The organism is Citrobacter sp. Cpo103 (assembly GCF_030332605.1).
GTDB lineage: Bacteria > Pseudomonadota > Gammaproteobacteria > Enterobacterales > Enterobacteriaceae > Citrobacter > Citrobacter portucalensis.
In genome coordinates this window covers 1-17,413 of sequence record NZ_JAOWHO010000022.1, presented here as the reverse complement: position 1 = coordinate 17,413, position 17,413 = coordinate 1, and the positions used below count along the sequence as shown (strand labels likewise).

Below are 17,413 nucleotides of genomic sequence, written 5' to 3'. Positions count from 1 at the left end.
GCTGTGAGTTCAACGGGTCGATGCAACGCTATCCTTAATCAAGGGGGACGTTGCCATGAAACGAAGAACTCGGATTTACTACACGCCAGAGCAGAAGGCGATTATCTGGGACAGATATAAGCAAGGTGATTCCCTGCATGATATCGCCAGAATGTTCGACAGATATCATTCTTCTATTATGCCCACTATCCACCAGACTGGTGGATACCGTCCTCCTGTGAGAAAGCGGCACCGATTAGCGCTTACGCTTGATGAAAGAGAGGAGATATCCAGAGGATTGGTAGCAAAACTCAGTATCAGGGACATCGCTGCCAAATTATCAAGAGCGCCCTCAACGATTAGCCGCGAGGTCAGGAGGCACGGAGGTGCCAGGCAATACCGTGCAGCAAAAGCCGATACTTCTGCGTGGGAAAATGCTCTGAGACCAAAACCTTGCAAGCTAATTGAAAGCCCCACATTGTGTAAAATCATTGCAGAGAAGATGCATCAGGACTGGTCGCCGGAGCAGATCGCCGGTTGGCTGAAACGCTGTTATCCGGATAATCAGGAAATGCATGTGTCACACGAAACGATTTATAAAACGCTTTTTATACAAACCCGGGGCGCATTAAAAAAAGAGCTGCAACAATGCCTCAGAAGCGGAAGAGCGGTTCGTAGATCCCGAACGTCATCACTTAAAGGGAAAGGATTAGGGAAAATCCCGAATGCGCTATCTATCAGCGAAAGGCCACCGGAAGCCGCAGACAGAGCCATACCTGGTCACTGGGAAGGTGATCTGATCCAGGGCTCGAAAAACTCCTATATCGTCACCCTTGTAGAACGCCATTCCCGCTTTGTTATGTTGGCCAAAATCAGGGACAATAAGACCATAACGGTTATATCTGCACTCATCAGACAAGCCCGGGAATTACCTGTTGAGCTTTATAAAACATTAACCTGGGATCGGGGCGCTGAAATGACCAGCCACACCCGGTTTACTGTAGCAACAGACATCCAGATTTACTTCTGTGATCCTCAATCTCCCTGGCAACGTGGCTCAAATGAAAATACGAACAGATTGCTCAGACAATATTTTCCAAAGGGAACTGACTTATCGGTTCACAGTCAGCAGAGACTAAACAGCGTTGCGAGACAGCTCAACGAAAGACCGAGAAAAACGCTAGACTATGAATCACCCGCAGAACGGTTCAATAAGTGTGTTGCGTCCATCAGTTGAACTCACAGCACAAAGCGGACAGTGATCACCGTTCTTACGACTACTTTCTGACTTACTTCGTGACTTGCCCTAAGCATGTTGTAGTGCGATACTTGTAATGACATTTGTAATTACAAGGGGTGTAAGACATGGGTAGCATTAACCTGCGTATTGACGATGAACTTAAAGCGCGTTCTTACGCCGCGCTTGAAAAAATGGGCGTAACTCCTTCTGAAGCGCTTCGTCTCATGCTCGAGTATATCGCTGACAATGAACGCTTGCCGTTCAAACAGACACTCCTGAGTGATGAAGATGCTGAACTTGTGGAGATAGTGAAAGAACGACTTCGTAATCCTAAGCCAGTACGTGTGACGCTGGATGAACTCTGATGGCGTATTTTCTGGATTTTGACGAGCGGGCACTAAAGGAATGGCGAAAGCTGGGCTCGACGGTACGTGAACAGTTGAAAAAGAAGCTGGTTGAAGTACTTGAGTCACCCCGGATTGAAGCAAACAAGCTCCGTGGTATGCCTGATTGTTACAAGATTAAGCTCCGGTCTTCAGGCTATCGCCTTGTATACCAGGTTATAGACGAGAAAGTTGTCGTTTTCGTGATTTCTGTTGGGAAAAGAGAACGCTCGGAAGTATATAGCGAGGCGGTCAAACGCATTCTCTGAACCAAAGCATGACATCTCTGTTTCGCACCGAAGGTGACACTTCTGCTTTGCGTTGACAGAGAAGTAAGCTATGAAACTGCCGCGAAACACCCTGCTCTGGTGTGTATTGATAGTGTGTCTCACACTGCTGATATTCACTTACCTGACCCGGAAATCGCTCTGCGAAATTCGCTACAGGGACACGAACAGGGAGGTGGCGGCTTTTATGGCTTACGAATCCGCTAAGTAGCTAACCCCGGCGGGGGAATCCCCCGCCATTCAGGAACTGATGATGTCTGACATGCCTGAAGCGCCTTTATGAAGGGGTTGCCGGTTCGCTGGCAGCCCCTTTTTCCACTTCTGGTGCGACCGCACGCATGAACAACCAGAAAGGAAGGTTCCCTCCAGGGGAACGGGGCAGGGCGGCAGCGCCTCCGGCGCGCCCGCTCTCTTCCCTTCATGTATTACCTCTGAATTACATATTAATGCTACTGTACGCATCCATTAGCATTAATATGGGAAGGTTATTTTTCCCTGTTCCGTGCTGAACGGATGCCTGCCTGATAATTCTTTTTCACACTTTCAATATCACTGAGCGTTGAAGCCTGGCAGGAATGTGCAGCAAGACGGTAGCGGGCGGCAATTTCATCAAGGATGGCAGGGGTGTTGTCTCTGCTGCGATGCTGGCGACCTTTCTGGCCAAAAATGCTGACGATGATGTCCTGACTGCCCGAACGTCCGAAAAGACGCATGCAAAGACGCTTTACAATCAGTGGAGTTAAATCCAGATCGATGTCGTCTGCGATTTGAAAAATAAAACTCAGCATCCGGTACGTTTTATAGCGTTTAACTGCTGCGCTGAGACGTGCAGGGGTCGTCTCAGAAAACGGAAAATAAAGCACGCTAAGCCGGTGGCAGCGGTCGCAATGGCCTAAACTTCCCCGCACCGACCTTGGCGCTGCTGCGCCATAGGTAATCGCCGGTCAGGTTGATGTGCTCCCACCCCAGCGGCGACAGATATTGCAACAATGTGTCGTCCAGCGCCGTGCCGTTGCCACGCAAAGCACTGGTGGCACGCTCCAGATATACCGTGTTCCACAACACGATGGCCGCCGTCACCAGATTGAGGCCGCTGGCCCGGTAGCGCTGCTGCTCAAAACTGCGGTCGCGGATTTCACCCAATCGGTAGAAGAAGACCGCCCTGGCCAGCGCGTTGCGCGCCTCGCCCTTATTCAGCCCCGCATGGACGCGGCGGCGCAGCTCCACGCTTTGCAGCCAATCCAAAATGAACAGCGTGCGCTCGATGCGCCCCAGCTCGCGCAACGCCACGGCCAAGCCGTTCTGGCGCGGGTAGCTGCCGAGTTTGCGCAGCATCAGCGAAGCCGTTACCGTGCCTTGCTTGATGGAGGTGGCCAGCCGCAGAATTTCATCCCAATGGGCGCGTATTTGCTTGATGTTCAGCCTGTCGCTGCTAATCATCGGCTTGAGCGCGTCATAGGCGGCATCGCCCTTGGGGATGAATAGCTTGGTTTCGCCCAAGTCACGGATACGCGGCGCGAAGCGAAATCCCAGCAAATGCATCAAGCCAAACACGTGATCGGTGAAGCCTGCCGTGTCGGTGTAGTGTTCCTCGATGCGCAAGTCCGACTCGTGGTACAGCAGGCCATCAAGCACGTAAGTTGAATCACGAATGCCCACGTTGACCACCTTGGCACTGAAGGGCGCGTACTGGTCGGAGATATGGGTGTAGAAAGTCCGTCCTGGACTGCTTCCATACTTCGGGTTGATATGACCAGTGCTTTCTGCTTTGCTGCCGGTTCTGAAGTTCTGGCCGTCCGACGATGACGTGGTGCCGTCACCCCAGTTGCCGGCGAAGGGTTGCCGAAACTGCGCATTCACCAGCTCGGCCAGCGCCGTCGAATAGGTTTCATCGCGGATGTGCCAGGCTTGCAGCCAAGACAGCTTGGCGTAGGTGGTGCCAGGGCAGGACTCGGCCATTTTGGTCAGACCCAGGTTGATCGCGTCGGCCAGGATCGTCGTCAACAGCAAGGTTTTGTCCTTGGCCGTGTCGCTGGTCTTCAGGTGTGTGAAGTGGCGGGTGAAGCCCGTCCATTCATCGACCTCCATCAGCAACTCGGTGATTTTGAGGTGCGGCAGCAGCATAGCTGTCTGGTCGATCATGGCTTGCGCGGCGTCTGGTACTGCCGCGTCCAGCGGCGTGATCTTCAGGCCTGACGCGGTGGTGATGATGGCATCCGGTAAGTCGTTGGCCGCAGCCATGCGGTTGACTGTGGCGAGTTGCGCCTCCAACAATTCCAACCGGTCATGCAGGTATTGGTCGCAGTCGGTGGCCACTGCCAGCGGCAATTCGCTGGCCAGCTTCAAAGTGGCGAACTTCTCGACCGGCACCAGGTATTCGTCGAAGTCCTTGAACTGGCGAGAACCCTGCACCCAGACATCACCGGAGCGCAGCGCGTTCTTCAGCTCCGACAGGGCGCATAACTCGTAGTAACGCCGGTCGATGCCGTCGTCGGTCAGAACCAGCTTTGCCCAGCGCGGCTTGATGAATGCGGTTGGCGCATCGGCGGGCACCTTGCGCGCGCTGTCGCTGTTCATGCCGCGCAGCATGTCGATGGCATCGAGCACACCCTTGGCGGCGGGCGCAGCCCGCAATTTGAGCACGCCCAGGAACTGCGGCGCGTAGCGGCGTAGCGTGGCATAGCTTTCACCGATGTGGTGCAGGAAATCAAAGTCGGCAGGCCGCGCCAATGTTTGCGCTTCGGTGACGCTGGCGGCGAAGGTGTCCCAGGGCATAACGGCCTCGATGGCGGCGAACGGATCGCTGCCGCTTTGCTTGGCCTCAATCAACGCTTGACCGATGCGCCCATACATCCGCACCTTGTCGTTGATCGCCTTGCCGGAAGCCTGGAACTGCTGCTGATGCTTGTTCTTGGCCGCGTTGAACAGCTTGCCGATGATGCGATCGTGAAGGTCGATGATTTCATCGGTGACGGTGGCCATGCCTTCGATGGCCAGCGCTACCAGCGTGGCATAGCGTCGTTGCACCTCGAACTTTGCCAGATCAGCAGGCGTCATCTGGCCACCTTCACGAGCGATTTTGAGCAGGCGGTTCTGGTGAACCTGCCGCTCGATGCCTGCGGGCAGATCAAGTGCTTGCCAGGATTTCAGGCGCTCAATATGTTCGAGCATGTGGCGAGAGTTCGGTTTGGCAGGCGACTGGCGCAGCCATGCCAGCCACGTCACTTTACTGCCGTCCTTGCGCTTGAGAAGTTCGTCCAGGCGCTGACGGTGGGGTGATAACAAAGAATCGGTCAGCGCCGCGTAAATGCGTCGGTTGGCACGGGTGATGGCCTCGGCGCTTGCGCGCTCGATGGCATTCATGGCGGGCAGGATAATGCTCTGCCGCCGCAGATTCTCGACAAGTGCGCTCGCCAGCACGATGCCTTTGTCGGTCTGCAAGGCCAGCTCGGTCAATGTATGCACGGCTTGCCGATAGTGGCTCATGGTGAAGGGCTTGAACCCAAAAACCGTTTGCAGCTCGACCAAGTGCTCCCGCCGTGTCTGTTCGCGCTGGCCGTACTCGCTCCAACTTTGCACTGGCATCTTGAGTTGCGCGGCCACCATGCGCAACAGGGGCGGAAACGGAGGCTCATCGACGCCCAAAAAGGTGCCAGGGAATCGCAAGTAGCAAAGCTGCACAGCGAAGCCCAATCGATTCGCGGCGCCGCGACGCTGACGGATCACCGACAGGTCGGTTTCGTTGAACGTGTAGTGCCGTATCAGTTCGTCTTTGGCATCTGGCAGTGCCAGCAGGCTTTCGCGCTCGGTGGCGGACAGGATTGAGCGGCGTGGCATGGTCAGTCTTCCCGCAGGTACTGGTACAAGGTTTCGCGGCTGATGCCGAAGTCACGGGCCACCAAGGTTTTTTGGTCGCCTGCCGCAACTCGCCGTTTCAACTCGGCAATTTGTTCGCTGTTCAGCGATTTCTTTCGTCCCCGGTAGGCACCGCGCTGCTTGGCCAGCACGATTCCCTCGCGCTGACGTTCGCGGATCAGGGCGCGCTCGAACTCAGCGAAGGCTCCCATGACCGACAGCATCAGATTGGCCATCGGTGAGTCCTCGCCGGTGAACTTCAGCCCTTCTTTGACGAACTCCATGCGCACGCCCCGTTGTGTCAGCCCTTGGACGATGCGGCGCAGGTCATCAAGGTTGCGTGCCAGCCTGTCCATGCTATGCACCACCACGGTGTCGCCCTCGCGGACGAAGGCCAGCAGCCTTTCCAGCTCGGGACGCTGGGTGTCCTTGCCAGAAGCCTTGTCGGTGAACACCCGCGCCACCTGAACACCCTCCAATTGCCGTTCCGGGTTCTGGTCGAAGCTGCTGACGCGGACATAGCCGATGCGTTGACCTTGCAAGATGCCTCCAAAGGCAAAAGTGTCAGGATGAAATCTATTACCTTTGACGGAATATGTCAATCAATAGGAAATTTAACTCTATTCTGACATCGTTTGCACATGGCATCTGACATCAAGTTAGGGTATGCCTCAATCTGACGGCTGCGAACCGCCAGGGACAGGCGCAATGTCAGATTCTGTCGCGGCCTTGGCGCGTGCCTGGAAGCGTTCATAGCAATCCAGCCCGCAGAAATGTTCGACGTATTCCGCGCCTTCCGGGGTGAAGGCGGCATCGAGCGGAATTTCTTTGCAGCATACGCAGCAGGTGGTGCAACTGGCAGTGTTCGGGGCGTTTGCGTTCATGGTGGTACTCCTCCAGATTGGTAGCGAAGCTCAAAGCTGCCCACTCTCGGCTGGCTGGGAAGCGGTCATGATCTTCCCTTGAAGGCCCGCAGCAGCCGCGTCACAGACAGGACAAACAAGCCGGTCAGCGTGAGGGCTGCAATACCCCAGTGCTCCCCGATGAACGCGCCGGCCGTCGTGCCGGCTAGCACAATGGCGAGAATCGGCAAATGGCAGGGACAGGTGAGCACGGCCAGCGCGCCCCACAAGTAGCCGGTGATCGGTTTGTGCGTCTCAGACGGCAAGTGCTCTGGGCTGTTCATGGCAGACTCTCCGCGTGCTGTGCCGGTTCGGTTGGCATGGCGGCCAGTTGCATTTCGAGGCTGGCCAGGGCCTCGCGCCGACGCTCGACGAGTTGCCGCAACACGGCAAGCTGCGCAGACGCACCGTCACCGTCCGCAGCATCCAGCGCCCGGCACAGCCGCGCCAGTGCGTCCAGGCCGATACCCGCTTCGAAGGCAGCCCGTACAAAGCGCAGCCGTTGCAACGCGGTGTCATCGAACAAGCCGTAGCCGCCCGTGGTGTACGCGACCGGCCGTAGCAATCCGCGCAGCAGGTAGTCGCGCACGATATGCACGCTCACCCCGGCATCAAGGGCCAGCCGGGACACTGTGTAGGCGCTCATTGAACACCTCCTTTTCCTCATCCGGCGCAGCACGAAAGCTGCTTCACGTCCTTGCTGAAGGTCTGCGCCGCGAGCTTCAGCCCTTCGACCATGGTCAGGTAGGGGAACAATTGGTCGGCCAGTTCCTGCACGGTCATACGGTTGCGAATGGCGAGCACCGCCGTCTGGATCAGTTCACCCGCTTCCGGGGCCACCGCTTGCACGCCGATGAGCCGTCCGCTACCTTCCTCGATGACCAGCTTGATGAAGCCGCGTGTGTCGAAGTTGGCAAGCGCACGCGGCACGTTATCCAGTGTTAGCAGGCGACTGTCGGTCTCGATCCCGTCGTGATGTGCTTCCGCCTCGCTGTAGCCCACGGTGGCGACCTGCGGGTCGGTGAACACCACGGCCGGCATTGCGGTCAGGTCCAGGGCCGCATCGCCGCCAGTCATGTTGATCGCCGCACGAGTGCCGGCCGCTGCCGCCACATAGACGAACTGCGGCTGGTCGGTGCAGTCGCCGGCCGCGTAGATGTTCGGGCTACTGGTGCGCATGCCCTTGTCGATGACGATGGCCCCCTGCGCATTGACGGCTACCCCCGCCGCTTCCAATGCCAGGCTGCGCGTGTTCGGTGTCCGGCCGGTGGCGACCAGCAGCTTGTCGGCGCGCAATTCACCGTGCGTGGTGGTCAGCACGAATTCACCGTCCATATGGGCGACCTGGCTGGCTTGCGTGTGCTCCAGCACCTCGATGCCCTCGGCACGGAAAGCGGCTGTCACCGCCTCGCCGATGGCCGGGTCTTCACGGAAGAACAAGGTATTGCGCGCCAGGGCCGTGACCTTGCTGCCCAGCCGGGCAAAGGCTTGCGCCAGCTCCAGCGCCACCACCGACGAGCCGATTACGGCAAGGCGTTCGGGAATGGTGTCGCTCGCCAGGGCCTCGGTGGAAGTCCAGTAGGGTGACTCTTTCAAGCCCGGAATCGGCGGGACCGCCGGGCTGGCACCCGTGGCGACCAGGCAGCGGTCGAACATCACGACGCGCTCGCCACCCTCGTTCAAACTAACGATAAGGCTCTGGTCGTCCTTGAAACGCGCTTCACCGTGCAGAACGGTGATGGCTGAATTGCCGTCCAGGATGCCTTCGTACTTGGCATGACGGAGTTCTTCGACACGGGCCTGCTGCTGGGCCAGCAGCCGCTCGCGCAAGATCGTCGGCGGTGTGGGTGGCATGCCGCCGTCGAATGGGCTTTCCCGGCGCAGATGGGCGATGTGGGCGGCGCGGATCATGATCTTGGACGGCACACAACCGACGTTGACGCAGGTGCCGCCGATGGTGCCGCGCTCAATCAGCGTGACCTGCGCGCCTTGCTCGACGGCCTTCAGTGCTGCCGCCATCGCGGCTCCACCGCTACCAATGACGACGACCTGCAACGGGCGTTCGTTGCCACTGGGCTTATCAGCGGCCCCTATCCAGCCGCGCATCTTGTCGAGCAGGCCGGCGCGGTTGTCCGTCGGTGGCGCATCGGCAAGCGTTGCCTCGTAGCCCAGTCCGGCCACGGCGGTAGTCAGCGCATCCGATGACGTGCCCGCCTCAATGGCGAGTTGCGCTGTGCCCTTCGGATAGGACACCAGCGCCGATTGCACGCCGGGCACTTTCTCCAAGGCTTCCTTGACGTGAGCCGCGCACGAGTCGCAGGTCATCCCGGTGATTTTCAGGGTGGTCATGTATTTTTCCTTTTCTGTGGTGGCTACGGCTGTTGCCGTCAGCCACGTTGTTCTGGCAATTCACAGCTGTCCGGCCCGCAGCGGCGATGTGCTGGCGAGATGAAATCCCAGACCGACACCCCAACCATCAAGGCCAGGCCGACATAGAGCAGTCCACCGCTCTGCCAGCCGTAAGCCCGCATTAAAAACACCGCTGCCAGCACCAAGATCGGGCCTATCGTGCCGAGCGCCGTGCGTCGCCACTGTCGATGATTGAGCCAAGCGATAGCATTGGCGAGTAACGCGATGCCGGCGAACATCGGCAGCAGGATGCCAATGAATAGCCCCTCGTACTGGCTCAAGAAGCCCAGTCCGATGGCCGCGCCAAAGCTGGCGATGGCAGGAAAACAGGCGGCGCAGCCCATCGCGGAAACGACGCTGCCGAGCGCGCCGGTTTTGCCAGCGATGCGCGTGATGAGTCCCATGTGTCGCTCCCGAGTTCGGTTAACGGATCAGCGTTTGAGGCTGGACGGATAGCCCGCGTCCTCGGTCGCCTTGGTCAACTTCTGGACGTTGGTCTTGGCATCGTCGAAGGTGACGACGGCCTGGCGCTTGTCGAAACTTACGTCGGTCTTGCTCACGCCCTCAACCTTGGAAAGCGCGTGCTTGACAGTGATCGGGCAAGAGGCGCAGGTCATGCCAGGCACGGACAGCGTGACGGTCTGGGTGGCGGCCCACACGGGGGCAACAACGGCAGCGAGGGCGAGGGCGGCAAACAGTTTTTTCATGATGAACTCCTGTGATTAATAGAAAAATGGCATGACGTAGGGAAATCCGAGCGAGACCAGGACCAGCGCGGCCACGATCCAGAAAATGAGCTTGTAAGTAGCTCGCACTTGGGGAATCGCGCAGACCTCACCCGGTTTGCAGGCTTGCGCCGGGCGGTAGATGCGCCGCCAGGCGAAAAACAGCGCGACCAGCGCTGCGCCGATGAAGATCGGGCGATAGGGTTCCAGCACCGTCAGGTTGCCGATCCATGCCCCGCTGAACCCCAAGGCGATCAAAACCAGCGGCCCCAGGCAGCAGGCCGACGCAAGAATGGCGGCCAGCCCACCGGCGAAGAGCGCGCCGCGCCCGTTTTGTGGTTCAGACTTTTGTGGTTCAGACTTTTGTGGTTCAGACTTTTGTGGTTCAGACATACGCTTGTCCTTTCAAATTTGGTTTGGATAGCTTAAGCTTACTTCCGTAGTTATGTACGGAGTCAAGCGATATGCAAATTAATTTTGAGAATCTGACCATTGGCGTTTTTGCCAAGGCGGCCGGGGTCAATGTGGAGACCATCCGGTTCTACCAGCGCAAGGGCCTGCTGCCGGAGCCAGACAAGCCCTATGGCAGCATTCGCCGCTATGGCGAGGCGGATGTAACACGAGTGCGGTTCGTGAAATCGGCCCAGCGGCTGGGCTTTAGCCTGGACGAAATCGCCGAGCTACTGCGGCTGGAGGATGGCACCCATTGCGAGGAAGCCAGCGGCCTGGCCGAGCACAAGCTCAAGGATGTGCGCGAGAAGATGGCCGACTTGGCACGCATGGAGGCCGTGCTGTCTGAACTGGTGTGCGCCTGCCATGCGCGGAAAGGGAACGTTTCCTGCCCGCTGATTGCGTCACTGCAAGACGGAACGAAGCTCGCTGCATCGGCGCGGGGGAGTCACGGGGTGACTACGCCTTAGCGTGCTTTATTTTCCGAATTCTGAGACGACCCCTATATGGAAAGAGCGGTCGATGCCCTGAAGCGTAAAGGGATGAAGATCAACGAGCAACTGCTATCGCATTTGTCCCCGCTAGGCTAGGAACATGTTAAGTGAGAGAACCTCTACAAGTAAGGTTATTAATTGAATGATTTAAAGGGTCCGGCGCCACGGTCATCTCGGTGACGTCTGTCCGGAGACCTTTGAATAGGCCTCGTCACGAGGCCAAAATTATTCAACGGTTGTGAGGGTTGTCCACACCGGAATACCTATTCATACATAAACATCAATAGTATTTTCGAGGTTCTTATCTTCCCTTTTACCTGACTGAGTCTGCGTTTCCTTGTCCTGCTTCTCAGCCTGCTGTTTTAGTAACTGTTGTAATTGAGCAGACAAACTTTGAATTTGCTTTTGTATGATAGCCACCATCTCTTTCTTCTGATCTGTTGTCATACCATCTTCTGACGACACCTTACCAAGTTTTTCTGTAAGTGACTGTATCTTCTTTAAAATTTGTGATATCTGAGATGATTCACTATTAGCTGAACTGTTAGAACTTTTTATACTTGTATTAGTTTGTATTGATATAGACATAGAACCTCCATGGTAAATATATAGGTGTATCGGCATATACGCAGATATACTTTAGAATTCTTATGATTTATTTTTTCATTTTTTTCAGGCTGTTATATAGACTGGCTTGTTGCGGTGTTTAACGTATTACCAGACATGATTTTGAACGCGCTGGACAGCGTGGTGAGTGAATATCTTTTGGCTGAAGGCCGGAAAGTACATACTCTTTTTGGCTTTGTTGAATAAATCGAACTTTTGCTGAGTTGAAGGATCAGATCACGCATCTTCCCGACAACGCAGACCGTTCCGTGGCAAAGCAAAAGTTCAAAATCACCAACTGGCCCACCTACAATAAAGCCCTCATCAACCGTGGCTCCATAACTTTCTGGCTGGATGATGAAGCTATTCAGGCCTGGTATGAGTCGACAACGCCTTCATCACGGGGAAGACCTCAGCGCTATTCTGATCTCGCCATCACCACCGTTCTGGTCATTAAACGCGTGTTCAGGTTGACCCTGCGGGCTGCACAGGGTTTTATTGATTCCATTTTTACACTGATGAATGTTCCGTTGCGCTGCCCGAATTACACCAGTGTCAGCAAGCGCGCAAAGTCGGTTAATGTCAGTTTCAAAACGTTCACCCGGGGTGAAATCGCGCATCTGGTGATTGATTCCACCGGGCTGAAGGTCTTTGGTGAAGGCGAATGGAAAGTCAAAAAACACGGCAAAGAACGCCGTCGTATATGGCGAAAGTTGCATCTGGCAGTTGACAGCAACACACATGAAATCATCTGTGCAGACCTGTCGCTGAACAATGTGACGGACTCAGAAGCCTTCCCGGGTCTTATCCGGCAGACTCACAGAAAAATCAGGGCAGCATCGGCAGACGGCGCTTACGACACCCGGCTCTGTCACGATGAACTGCGGCGTAAGAAAATCAGCGCGCTTATCCCTCCCCGAAAAGGTGCGGGTTACTGGCCCGGTGAATATGCAGACCGTAACCGTGCAGTGGCTAATCAGCGAATGACCGGGAGTAATGCGCGGTGGAAATGGACAACAGATTACAACCGTCGCTCGATAGCGGAAACGGCGATGTACCGGGTAAAACAGCTGTTCGGGGGTTCACTGACGCTGCGTGACTACGATGGTCAGGTTGCGGAGGCTATGGCCCTGGTACGAGCGCTGAACAAAATGACGAAAGCAGGTATGCCTGAAAGCGTGCGTATTGCCTGAAAACACAACCCGCTACGGGGGAGACTTACCCGAAATCTGATTTATTCAACAAAGCCCTTGCCAGAGGACAAATCCTTTGTCCCGCAACTATGGTTTTTTATTAGGATTTTCGCCACTGAATAAATTATAATAAATTGATTTTATAAGATATTCGTCATGGGCTATATGACCAGTACGAGTTGCATGCTCTAATGTTTCAGATGCCAGTATATGTGCGGCTTCAGCAAACATCCCAGGCCAACCCTTACTCAGCATAGACAGTCCTTTAAGGACTCTTATCTGAATCTCCCTCATACTCGCACCATCACGTGCAACAGGTAAGAAAAAGTCTTCCAGTAGGTCTTTGATCTGAAGTGGCGCAACATGTACTGAAGGATATATCACTTCAGTTTCATCTATTTTATTCTGCGCGTAAGCGGAGAGTATTCGAACACCTCTGCCAATGACATCAATCGCAGTACCGGGATCGTTTACTGCGGGCGAAAGGGCCCTGCAGGCTATTTCGGCCATGACGCTGAGACAGAATCGGGGATCCTGAGCAAATGAACGCACATCCGAGACAATGATCGTTTCAAGTAAATCGGTACAGATTGATGACTCCTGACCAGAACTCAGGTACAAAACTGGCATCGATGGATGTATGAAACTGCCTGGCTGCGCCACAAGATATACATGACGAGGATCATTGCTCAGCAGACTGCCGAGCTTGACCATGTCAATATATTCAACATAGCCAATTTTCTCCGGATATACGGCAACAGTTCCTTTTGGTTGTTCATTGTTCTCAAGCCATGGATATCCGCCAAGACATGGACTTTTTGCTCTCGCAATAAATGTCTCGATCGCCGCCTGTTCTACTTTTGCTGTTGTCTCACCTACCCTGCCCAGAGAGGTCAAATGCTGTATCCAGCGAAGCAATGTGATGATTATTAAGGCAATGACAACCAGTGTTACAATGAATAAAATGACTCTACCCCTTTCTCCGTAGGCTCCCATATTGAGGGCAATAATCCCTACCAGGCTGAAGAGAAAAGAACCGATAAAAGTGGCCAGTACATTTTGTGTGGTTACGTCTTCTACAACTAAACGCGTGGCTCTGGGCGTCACATTAGTAGTGGCTGAACCGTAAGCGGTGACCATGATACTCAGTGAAAATGTGGTCACCGCCAGCATACTCGATGCCAGTATGTTCAGAATATTATCAACTGCTTCCGCACCAACCTTCACTGATACTGACTCTGGGATCATTGATCTAAAAAGAATAGATAAAAGGGCCGTTATTATTGCTACCATTGCGAATAACGTTGCCCTGAACCATAGCTTTTTAAGTGTCTGCCTGAGAATCCATTGCCAGCGTGAAATCATTCAGCATATCCTTGTATTAAGTTCGGGAAAATAAATGCCGCCCGGCAGGACGGCATTTTTGTATTAACGAACGAGGTGCAGGAAGTGCAGGTGTTTTTCGTACTGGTCCAGTATGTCATTAATCAGCTGTTCCTGATTCCAGCCCATCACATCATAGTTTTGACCGCCTTCTTTCAGATAGACCTCAGCGCGATAATATCGATGTTGCTCAGCCTGCTGCTCGTCATTGTCCATTGCAGCCATGGCGAAAGCCGGTGAGTTATAGCCACGAAGTCTCACTTCATAAATAAAGTTCAGCTCATTGCCCAAATCGACTTCAAGCCGAATTCGTTCGTCATCAGTATCACTTATATGGCTTATCGTTCCCTGTTTATTCAGTTCTTCCTGAACCAGCGTCATGGCGGGCTGGATAACGTCGCCCATAAAGCGTTTCACAAGAGAGCGCTTTGGCAGATAAGCGATATTGCGCAAGCGTCTCTGCCATGGAATCGGGTTACGCGCTGCAGTCGGAGCAATAGTCGCCATGCTCAGGCTTTCACGCTTGGTCAAATCCCGACGCAGGGCTTTTAATAATCCGTATATGGATATCAGTAAAATCACTGAGAAAGGTAATGCGCTCGCTATTGTCACGGTTTGCAGCGCGCTCAGTCCCCCCGCAATCAGCAGTGCGATTGCCACAATCCCCATGAGCGAGGCCCAGAAAATTCGCTGCCATACAGGCGTGTTAGCGACGCCACCCGATGCCAGCGTATCAACAACCATTGCCCCGGAGTCAGCCGAGGTGACAAAGAAGACAATGACCATCGCCATTGCAATAAATGACAGCACGGAAGAAAACGGGAAATGCTCCAGGAAATTAAACAGGGCCAGCGCGACATCCTGCTGAACGGTATTGGCGAGATCAGCCGCCCCCTGGTGCATAATGAGATAGATTGCGCTGTTACCAAACACCGTCATCCACATGAGCGTGAAGCCGGCGGGAACAAACAGCACGCCGGTGACAAACTCGCGAATGGTTCGACCGCGCGAGACTCTTGCGATGAACATCCCCACAAACGGCGACCATGAAAGCCACCATCCCCAGTACAGTAATGTCCAGCCCCCCAGCCAGTTGCTCGACTTAGGTTCATACGCATAAAGGTTAAAAGTTTTACTCACCAGTTCAGAAAGATAACCGCCCGTATTTTCCACAAATGACTTCAGCAGAAGCACGGTTGGTCCCAGACACAGGACCAGCGCCAGCAGCAGCACTGCCAGGCCCAGGTTGAGCTCAGACAGTATACGTATTCCCTTGTCCAGGCCGGACACCACCGAAATCGTCGCTAAACCAGTGATGACAACGATTAGAATCACCTGCACCGTTTCATTAATAGGCACCCCGAAAAGATGATTCAAACCAGCATTCACCTGCAAAACACCGTACCCCAGCGATGTCGCAACGCCAAAGACGGTGCCAATAACGGCGAAAATATCAACCGCATGGCCTACAGGTCCGTATATGCGCTCGCCAATAATGGGATAAAGTGCGGAACGCAGCGTTAAAGGCAGACCGTGACGGTAACTGAAAAAGGCCAGGATCAGTGCCACAATGGCATAGATTGCCCATGCGTGCAGGCCCCAGTGGAAGAACGTCAGGCGCATTGCTTCCTTCGCTGCCGCAACGGTCTCTGGAGTGCCGACAGGAGGTGAAAGATAATGCATCACAGGTTCAGCAACGCCAAAGAACATCAGGCCGATCCCCATCCCTGCCGAGAAAAGCATCGCAAACCAGGAGTGATAGCTAAAATCAGGCTGCGCATGGTCCGGACCCAGTTTGATATCACCGTAGCGTGAGAGTCCCAGGAACGAGACACTCAGTAGAATCAGGGCCACTGCAAGGATGTAGAACCAGCTGGCATTCGTGAAGATTTGTTGCTGAAGTAGTTTAAAATTTTTGTCGGCGACATCCGGGAATACAGCGGCAAAGGCGACAAGAAGGAAAATTAACAAAGCAGATGTAAAGAATACCGCTTTGTTAATCTGGCTTTTAGACTTCTTTTGGATTGTATCATTTTCACTCATAATCATTTATTCCATTAATTAAAATCCGCACTGTATAGAGGGTACTACATCTCAAAGATTAGCAAACTTCAACTTACGATGCGGCGTCAATCGGAATGCAGAGTGCAAGAGTGGCCATACAGATATCCTGTTGATAGTCTGCCAGCCGTCTTCTGGAGCATTTGATTTGCATAAATTGCATCAGATCTGGGGATTCACTTTGATTAGAGCAATATTGAGAATGACTTACTAACGTCTGATTGACCTGCTCCCCGTTGATTAGTACACCCCGATGTTAGTAATGTCTTCATAAGCCACATGAGGACATCCCCATGAAGAAGCGTTTTTCCGACGAACAGATCATCAGTATTCTCCGCGAAGCCGAAGCTGGGGTACCCGCCCGTGAACTCTGCCGCAAGCATGCCATTTCCGATGCCACGTTTTACACCTGGCGTAAGAAGTATGGCGGTATGGAGGTGCCTGAAGTTAAGCGCCTGAAGTCGCTTGAGGAAGAGAACACCAGACTCAAGAAGCTGCTTGCCGAAGCCATGCTGGATAAAGAGGCGCTTCAGGTGGCTCTTGGGCGAAAGTACTGACGACAGACCAGAAGCGGGAAACCGTGATGTTGATGTGTGATGCGACCGGTCTGTCGCAACGTCGTGCCTGCAGGCTTACAGGTTTATCCCTGTCGACCTGCCGCTATGAGGCTCACCGTCCGGCTGCTGATGCGCATTTATCAGGGCGCATCATTGAGCTGGCACTGGAGCGCAGGCGTTTTGGCTACCGTCGTATTTGGCAGTTGCTGCGCCGTGAAGGGCTTCATGTTAATCATAAGCGCGTGTACCGGCTTTATCACCTCAGTGGCCTGGGCGTAAAACGCAGAAGACGTCGTAAAGGGCTGGCAACAGAACGTCTGCCGCTGCTCCGTCCGGCGGCGCCCAATCTGACCTGGTCGATGGATTTCGTCATGGACGCACTTTCCACCGGTCGCAGGATCAAGTGTCTTACCTGCGTCGATGATTTCACAAAGGAATGCCTGACGGTCACTGTTGCCTTTGGGATTTCAGGCGTTCAGGTCACGCGTATTCTGGACAGCATTGCACTGTTTCGAGGCTATCCGGCGACGATAAGAACTGACCAGGGGCCGGAGTTCACTTGCCGTGCACTGGATCAATGGGCCTTTGAGCATGGTGTTGAGTTGCGCTTAATCCAGCCGGGCAAGCCAACGCAGAACGGATTTATTGAGAGCTTTAACGGACGATTTCGCGATGAATGTTTGAATGAGCACTGGTTCAGCGATATCGTTCATGCCAGGAAAATTATTAATGACTGGCGGCAGGATTATAACGAATGCCGCCCGCACTCCACGCTGAATTATCAGACACCGTCTGAATTTGCAGCGGGCTGGAGAAAGGGTCATTCTGAGAATGAAGATTCCGACGTTACTAACTGAGTGTTGTATCTAATCGTGGGGGCAGGTCAATC

General features: G+C 54.3%; 20 protein-coding genes and 2 pseudogenes. 8 read left to right on the top strand and 14 right to left on the bottom strand.

Annotation, left to right across the window (positions count from 1 at the left end; translation table 11 throughout):
- Window positions 1-55 precede the first annotated feature (55 nt).
- Entirely contained in the window at window positions 56-1,216 is a 1,161-nt protein-coding gene (locus OGX89_RS05585; RefSeq protein WP_049015173.1) for an IS30 family transposase, read from the top strand.
- A gap of 8 nt (window positions 1,217-1,224) precedes the next feature.
- On the opposite strand, the pseudogene ydfV reads toward OGX89_RS05585, so the two are convergent.
- Window positions 1,225-1,320: pseudogene (ydfV, locus tag OGX89_RS23835) on the bottom strand (protein YdfV); the annotation flags it as partial.
- A 24-nt stretch (window positions 1,321-1,344) separates the two neighbouring features.
- Between ydfV and relB the strand changes: the two are divergent.
- The 4 genes and pseudogenes from relB to OGX89_RS05570 all read left to right on the top strand — a co-directional run bounded on the left by relB (window position 1,345) and on the right by OGX89_RS05570 (window position 2,100).
- Window positions 1,345-1,584 (top strand): type II toxin-antitoxin system antitoxin RelB, encoded by a 240-nt coding sequence (gene relB / locus OGX89_RS05580; RefSeq protein ID WP_000534858.1) that lies wholly within the window; start codon window positions 1,345-1,347, stop codon window positions 1,582-1,584.
- Window positions 1,584-1,871, top strand: coding sequence for a type II toxin-antitoxin system mRNA interferase RelE (gene relE / locus OGX89_RS05575; RefSeq protein ID WP_000323025.1), 288 nt, complete (start codon window positions 1,584-1,586; stop codon window positions 1,869-1,871). Before relB ends, relE begins: the two co-directional genes overlap by 1 nt.
- A 33-nt stretch (window positions 1,872-1,904) precedes the next feature.
- Window positions 1,905-2,033, top strand: a pseudogene (locus OGX89_RS23760) (DUF5431 family protein); the annotation flags it as partial.
- The gene (locus OGX89_RS05570) at window positions 1,978-2,100 is read left to right on the top strand and encodes a type I toxin-antitoxin system Hok family toxin (protein ID WP_224776414.1); all 123 of its coding nucleotides are present in this window, start codon (window positions 1,978-1,980) and stop codon (window positions 2,098-2,100) included. The pseudogene OGX89_RS23760 and the gene OGX89_RS05570, both read left to right, overlap by 56 nt.
- Before the next feature lie 274 nt (window positions 2,101-2,374).
- Here the strand turns inward: OGX89_RS05570 and OGX89_RS05565 are convergent, their stop codons facing one another.
- From OGX89_RS05565 to merT, 10 genes are all read right to left on the bottom strand, one after another.
- The gene (locus OGX89_RS05565) at window positions 2,375-2,752 is read right to left on the bottom strand and encodes a cytoplasmic protein (RefSeq protein WP_243457024.1); all 378 of its coding nucleotides are present in this window, start codon (window positions 2,750-2,752) and stop codon (window positions 2,375-2,377) included.
- Between the two features lies 1 nt (window position 2,753).
- Window positions 2,754-5,726, bottom strand: coding sequence for a Tn3 family transposase (locus OGX89_RS05560; RefSeq protein WP_047718078.1), 2,973 nt, complete (start codon window positions 5,724-5,726; stop codon window positions 2,754-2,756).
- A gap of 2 nt (window positions 5,727-5,728) precedes the next feature.
- On the bottom strand, window positions 5,729-6,286 hold the full coding sequence (locus tag OGX89_RS05555) for a recombinase family protein (RefSeq protein WP_001162012.1): 558 nt from the start codon (window positions 6,284-6,286) through the stop codon (window positions 5,729-5,731).
- Between the two features lie 129 nt (window positions 6,287-6,415).
- Window positions 6,416-6,628, bottom strand: coding sequence for a DUF3330 domain-containing protein (locus tag OGX89_RS05550; protein ID WP_000993245.1), 213 nt, complete (start codon window positions 6,626-6,628; stop codon window positions 6,416-6,418).
- Window positions 6,629-6,693: 65 nt separating this feature from the next.
- Window positions 6,694-6,930, bottom strand: a complete 237-nt coding sequence (merE, locus tag OGX89_RS05545; protein WP_001087807.1) for a broad-spectrum mercury transporter MerE — start codon at window positions 6,928-6,930, stop codon at window positions 6,694-6,696.
- Entirely contained in the window at window positions 6,927-7,292 is a 366-nt protein-coding gene (gene merD / locus OGX89_RS05540) for a mercury resistance co-regulator MerD (protein ID WP_001277466.1), read from the bottom strand. Before merD ends, merE begins: the two co-directional genes overlap by 4 nt.
- Window positions 7,293-7,309: 17 nt before the next feature.
- Window positions 7,310-8,995, bottom strand: coding sequence for a mercury(II) reductase (gene merA, locus OGX89_RS05535; protein WP_000209296.1), 1,686 nt, complete (start codon window positions 8,993-8,995; stop codon window positions 7,310-7,312).
- A 38-nt stretch (window positions 8,996-9,033) separates the two neighbouring features.
- Window positions 9,034-9,459 (bottom strand): organomercurial transporter MerC, encoded by a 426-nt coding sequence (merC, locus tag OGX89_RS05530; RefSeq protein ID WP_000522996.1) that lies wholly within the window; start codon window positions 9,457-9,459, stop codon window positions 9,034-9,036.
- 27 nt (window positions 9,460-9,486) lie between these two features.
- The gene (gene merP, locus OGX89_RS05525) at window positions 9,487-9,762 is read right to left on the bottom strand and encodes a mercury resistance system periplasmic binding protein MerP (protein WP_000732275.1); all 276 of its coding nucleotides are present in this window, start codon (window positions 9,760-9,762) and stop codon (window positions 9,487-9,489) included.
- 15 nt (window positions 9,763-9,777) lie between these two features.
- Entirely contained in the window at window positions 9,778-10,173 is a 396-nt protein-coding gene (gene merT / locus OGX89_RS05520) for a mercuric ion transporter MerT (protein ID WP_001294653.1), read from the bottom strand.
- Between the two features lie 71 nt (window positions 10,174-10,244).
- Here merT and merR point away from each other — a divergent pair, with 71 nt between their 5' ends.
- Complete coding sequence (gene merR, locus OGX89_RS05515) at window positions 10,245-10,700, top strand: mercury resistance transcriptional regulator MerR (protein WP_001166628.1); 456 nt, start codon at window positions 10,245-10,247, stop codon at window positions 10,698-10,700.
- Window positions 10,701-10,991: 291 nt separating this feature from the next.
- On the opposite strand, the gene OGX89_RS05510 is transcribed toward merR, so the two are convergent.
- On the bottom strand, window positions 10,992-11,312 hold the full coding sequence (locus OGX89_RS05510; RefSeq protein WP_049040620.1) for a FlxA-like family protein: 321 nt from the start codon (window positions 11,310-11,312) through the stop codon (window positions 10,992-10,994).
- A 242-nt stretch (window positions 11,313-11,554) separates the two neighbouring features.
- On the opposite strand from OGX89_RS05510, the gene OGX89_RS05505 reads away from it, so the two are divergent.
- Window positions 11,555-12,523, top strand: a complete 969-nt coding sequence (locus tag OGX89_RS05505; RefSeq protein ID WP_077483231.1) for an IS5 family transposase — start codon at window positions 11,555-11,557, stop codon at window positions 12,521-12,523.
- Window positions 12,524-12,610: 87 nt separating this feature from the next.
- Here the strand turns inward: OGX89_RS05505 and OGX89_RS05500 are convergent, their stop codons facing one another.
- Window positions 12,611-13,888: a DUF2254 domain-containing protein gene (locus tag OGX89_RS05500; RefSeq protein WP_045890830.1), complete on the bottom strand. Its 1,278-nt coding sequence runs from the start codon at window positions 13,886-13,888 to the stop codon at window positions 12,611-12,613.
- 63 nt (window positions 13,889-13,951) lie between these two features.
- Window positions 13,952-15,949, bottom strand: a complete 1,998-nt coding sequence (locus tag OGX89_RS05495) for a BCCT family transporter (protein ID WP_191233111.1) — start codon at window positions 15,947-15,949, stop codon at window positions 13,952-13,954.
- A 311-nt stretch (window positions 15,950-16,260) separates the two neighbouring features.
- Between OGX89_RS05495 and OGX89_RS05490 the strand changes: the two genes are divergently transcribed.
- A protein-coding gene (locus OGX89_RS05490; RefSeq protein WP_136754148.1) for an IS3-like element ISSen4 family transposase occupies window positions 16,261-17,381 on the top strand; the annotation gives its coding sequence in 2 pieces (ribosomal slippage) (window positions 16,261-16,519 and window positions 16,519-17,381; 1,122 coding nt in all).
- The last annotated feature ends 32 nt before the right edge of the window (window positions 17,382-17,413 follow it).

Bases quoted from the DNA above. Each gene is read 5' to 3' on its own strand.
- merE (WP_001087807.1), bottom strand. From the start codon at position 6,930: ATGAACAGCCCAGAGCACTTGCCGTCTGAGACGCACAAACCGATCACC.
- OGX89_RS05495 (WP_191233111.1), bottom strand. From the start codon at position 15,949: ATGAGTGAAAATGATACAATCCAAAAGAAGTCTAAAAGCCAGATTAAC.
- relB (WP_000534858.1), top strand. From the start codon at position 1,345: ATGGGTAGCATTAACCTGCGTATTGACGATGAACTTAAAGCGCGTTCT.
- OGX89_RS05510 (WP_049040620.1), bottom strand. From the start codon at position 11,312: ATGTCTATATCAATACAAACTAATACAAGTATAAAAAGTTCTAACAGT.
- OGX89_RS05550 (WP_000993245.1), bottom strand. From the start codon at position 6,628: ATGAACGCAAACGCCCCGAACACTGCCAGTTGCACCACCTGCTGCGTA.
- merP (WP_000732275.1), bottom strand. From the start codon at position 9,762: ATGAAAAAACTGTTTGCCGCCCTCGCCCTCGCTGCCGTTGTTGCCCCC.
- relE (WP_000323025.1), top strand. From the start codon at position 1,584: ATGGCGTATTTTCTGGATTTTGACGAGCGGGCACTAAAGGAATGGCGA.
- merC (WP_000522996.1), bottom strand. From the start codon at position 9,459: ATGGGACTCATCACGCGCATCGCTGGCAAAACCGGCGCGCTCGGCAGC.
- merR (WP_001166628.1), top strand. From the start codon at position 10,245: ATGCAAATTAATTTTGAGAATCTGACCATTGGCGTTTTTGCCAAGGCG.
- OGX89_RS05500 (WP_045890830.1), bottom strand. From the start codon at position 13,888: ATGATTTCACGCTGGCAATGGATTCTCAGGCAGACACTTAAAAAGCTA.
- merA (WP_000209296.1), bottom strand. From the start codon at position 8,995: ATGACCACCCTGAAAATCACCGGGATGACCTGCGACTCGTGCGCGGCT.
- OGX89_RS05585 (WP_049015173.1), top strand. From the start codon at position 56: ATGAAACGAAGAACTCGGATTTACTACACGCCAGAGCAGAAGGCGATT.
- merD (WP_001277466.1), bottom strand. From the start codon at position 7,292: ATGAGCGCCTACACAGTGTCCCGGCTGGCCCTTGATGCCGGGGTGAGC.
- OGX89_RS05560 (WP_047718078.1), bottom strand. From the start codon at position 5,726: ATGCCACGCCGCTCAATCCTGTCCGCCACCGAGCGCGAAAGCCTGCTG.
- merT (WP_001294653.1), bottom strand. From the start codon at position 10,173: ATGTCTGAACCACAAAAGTCTGAACCACAAAAGTCTGAACCACAAAAG.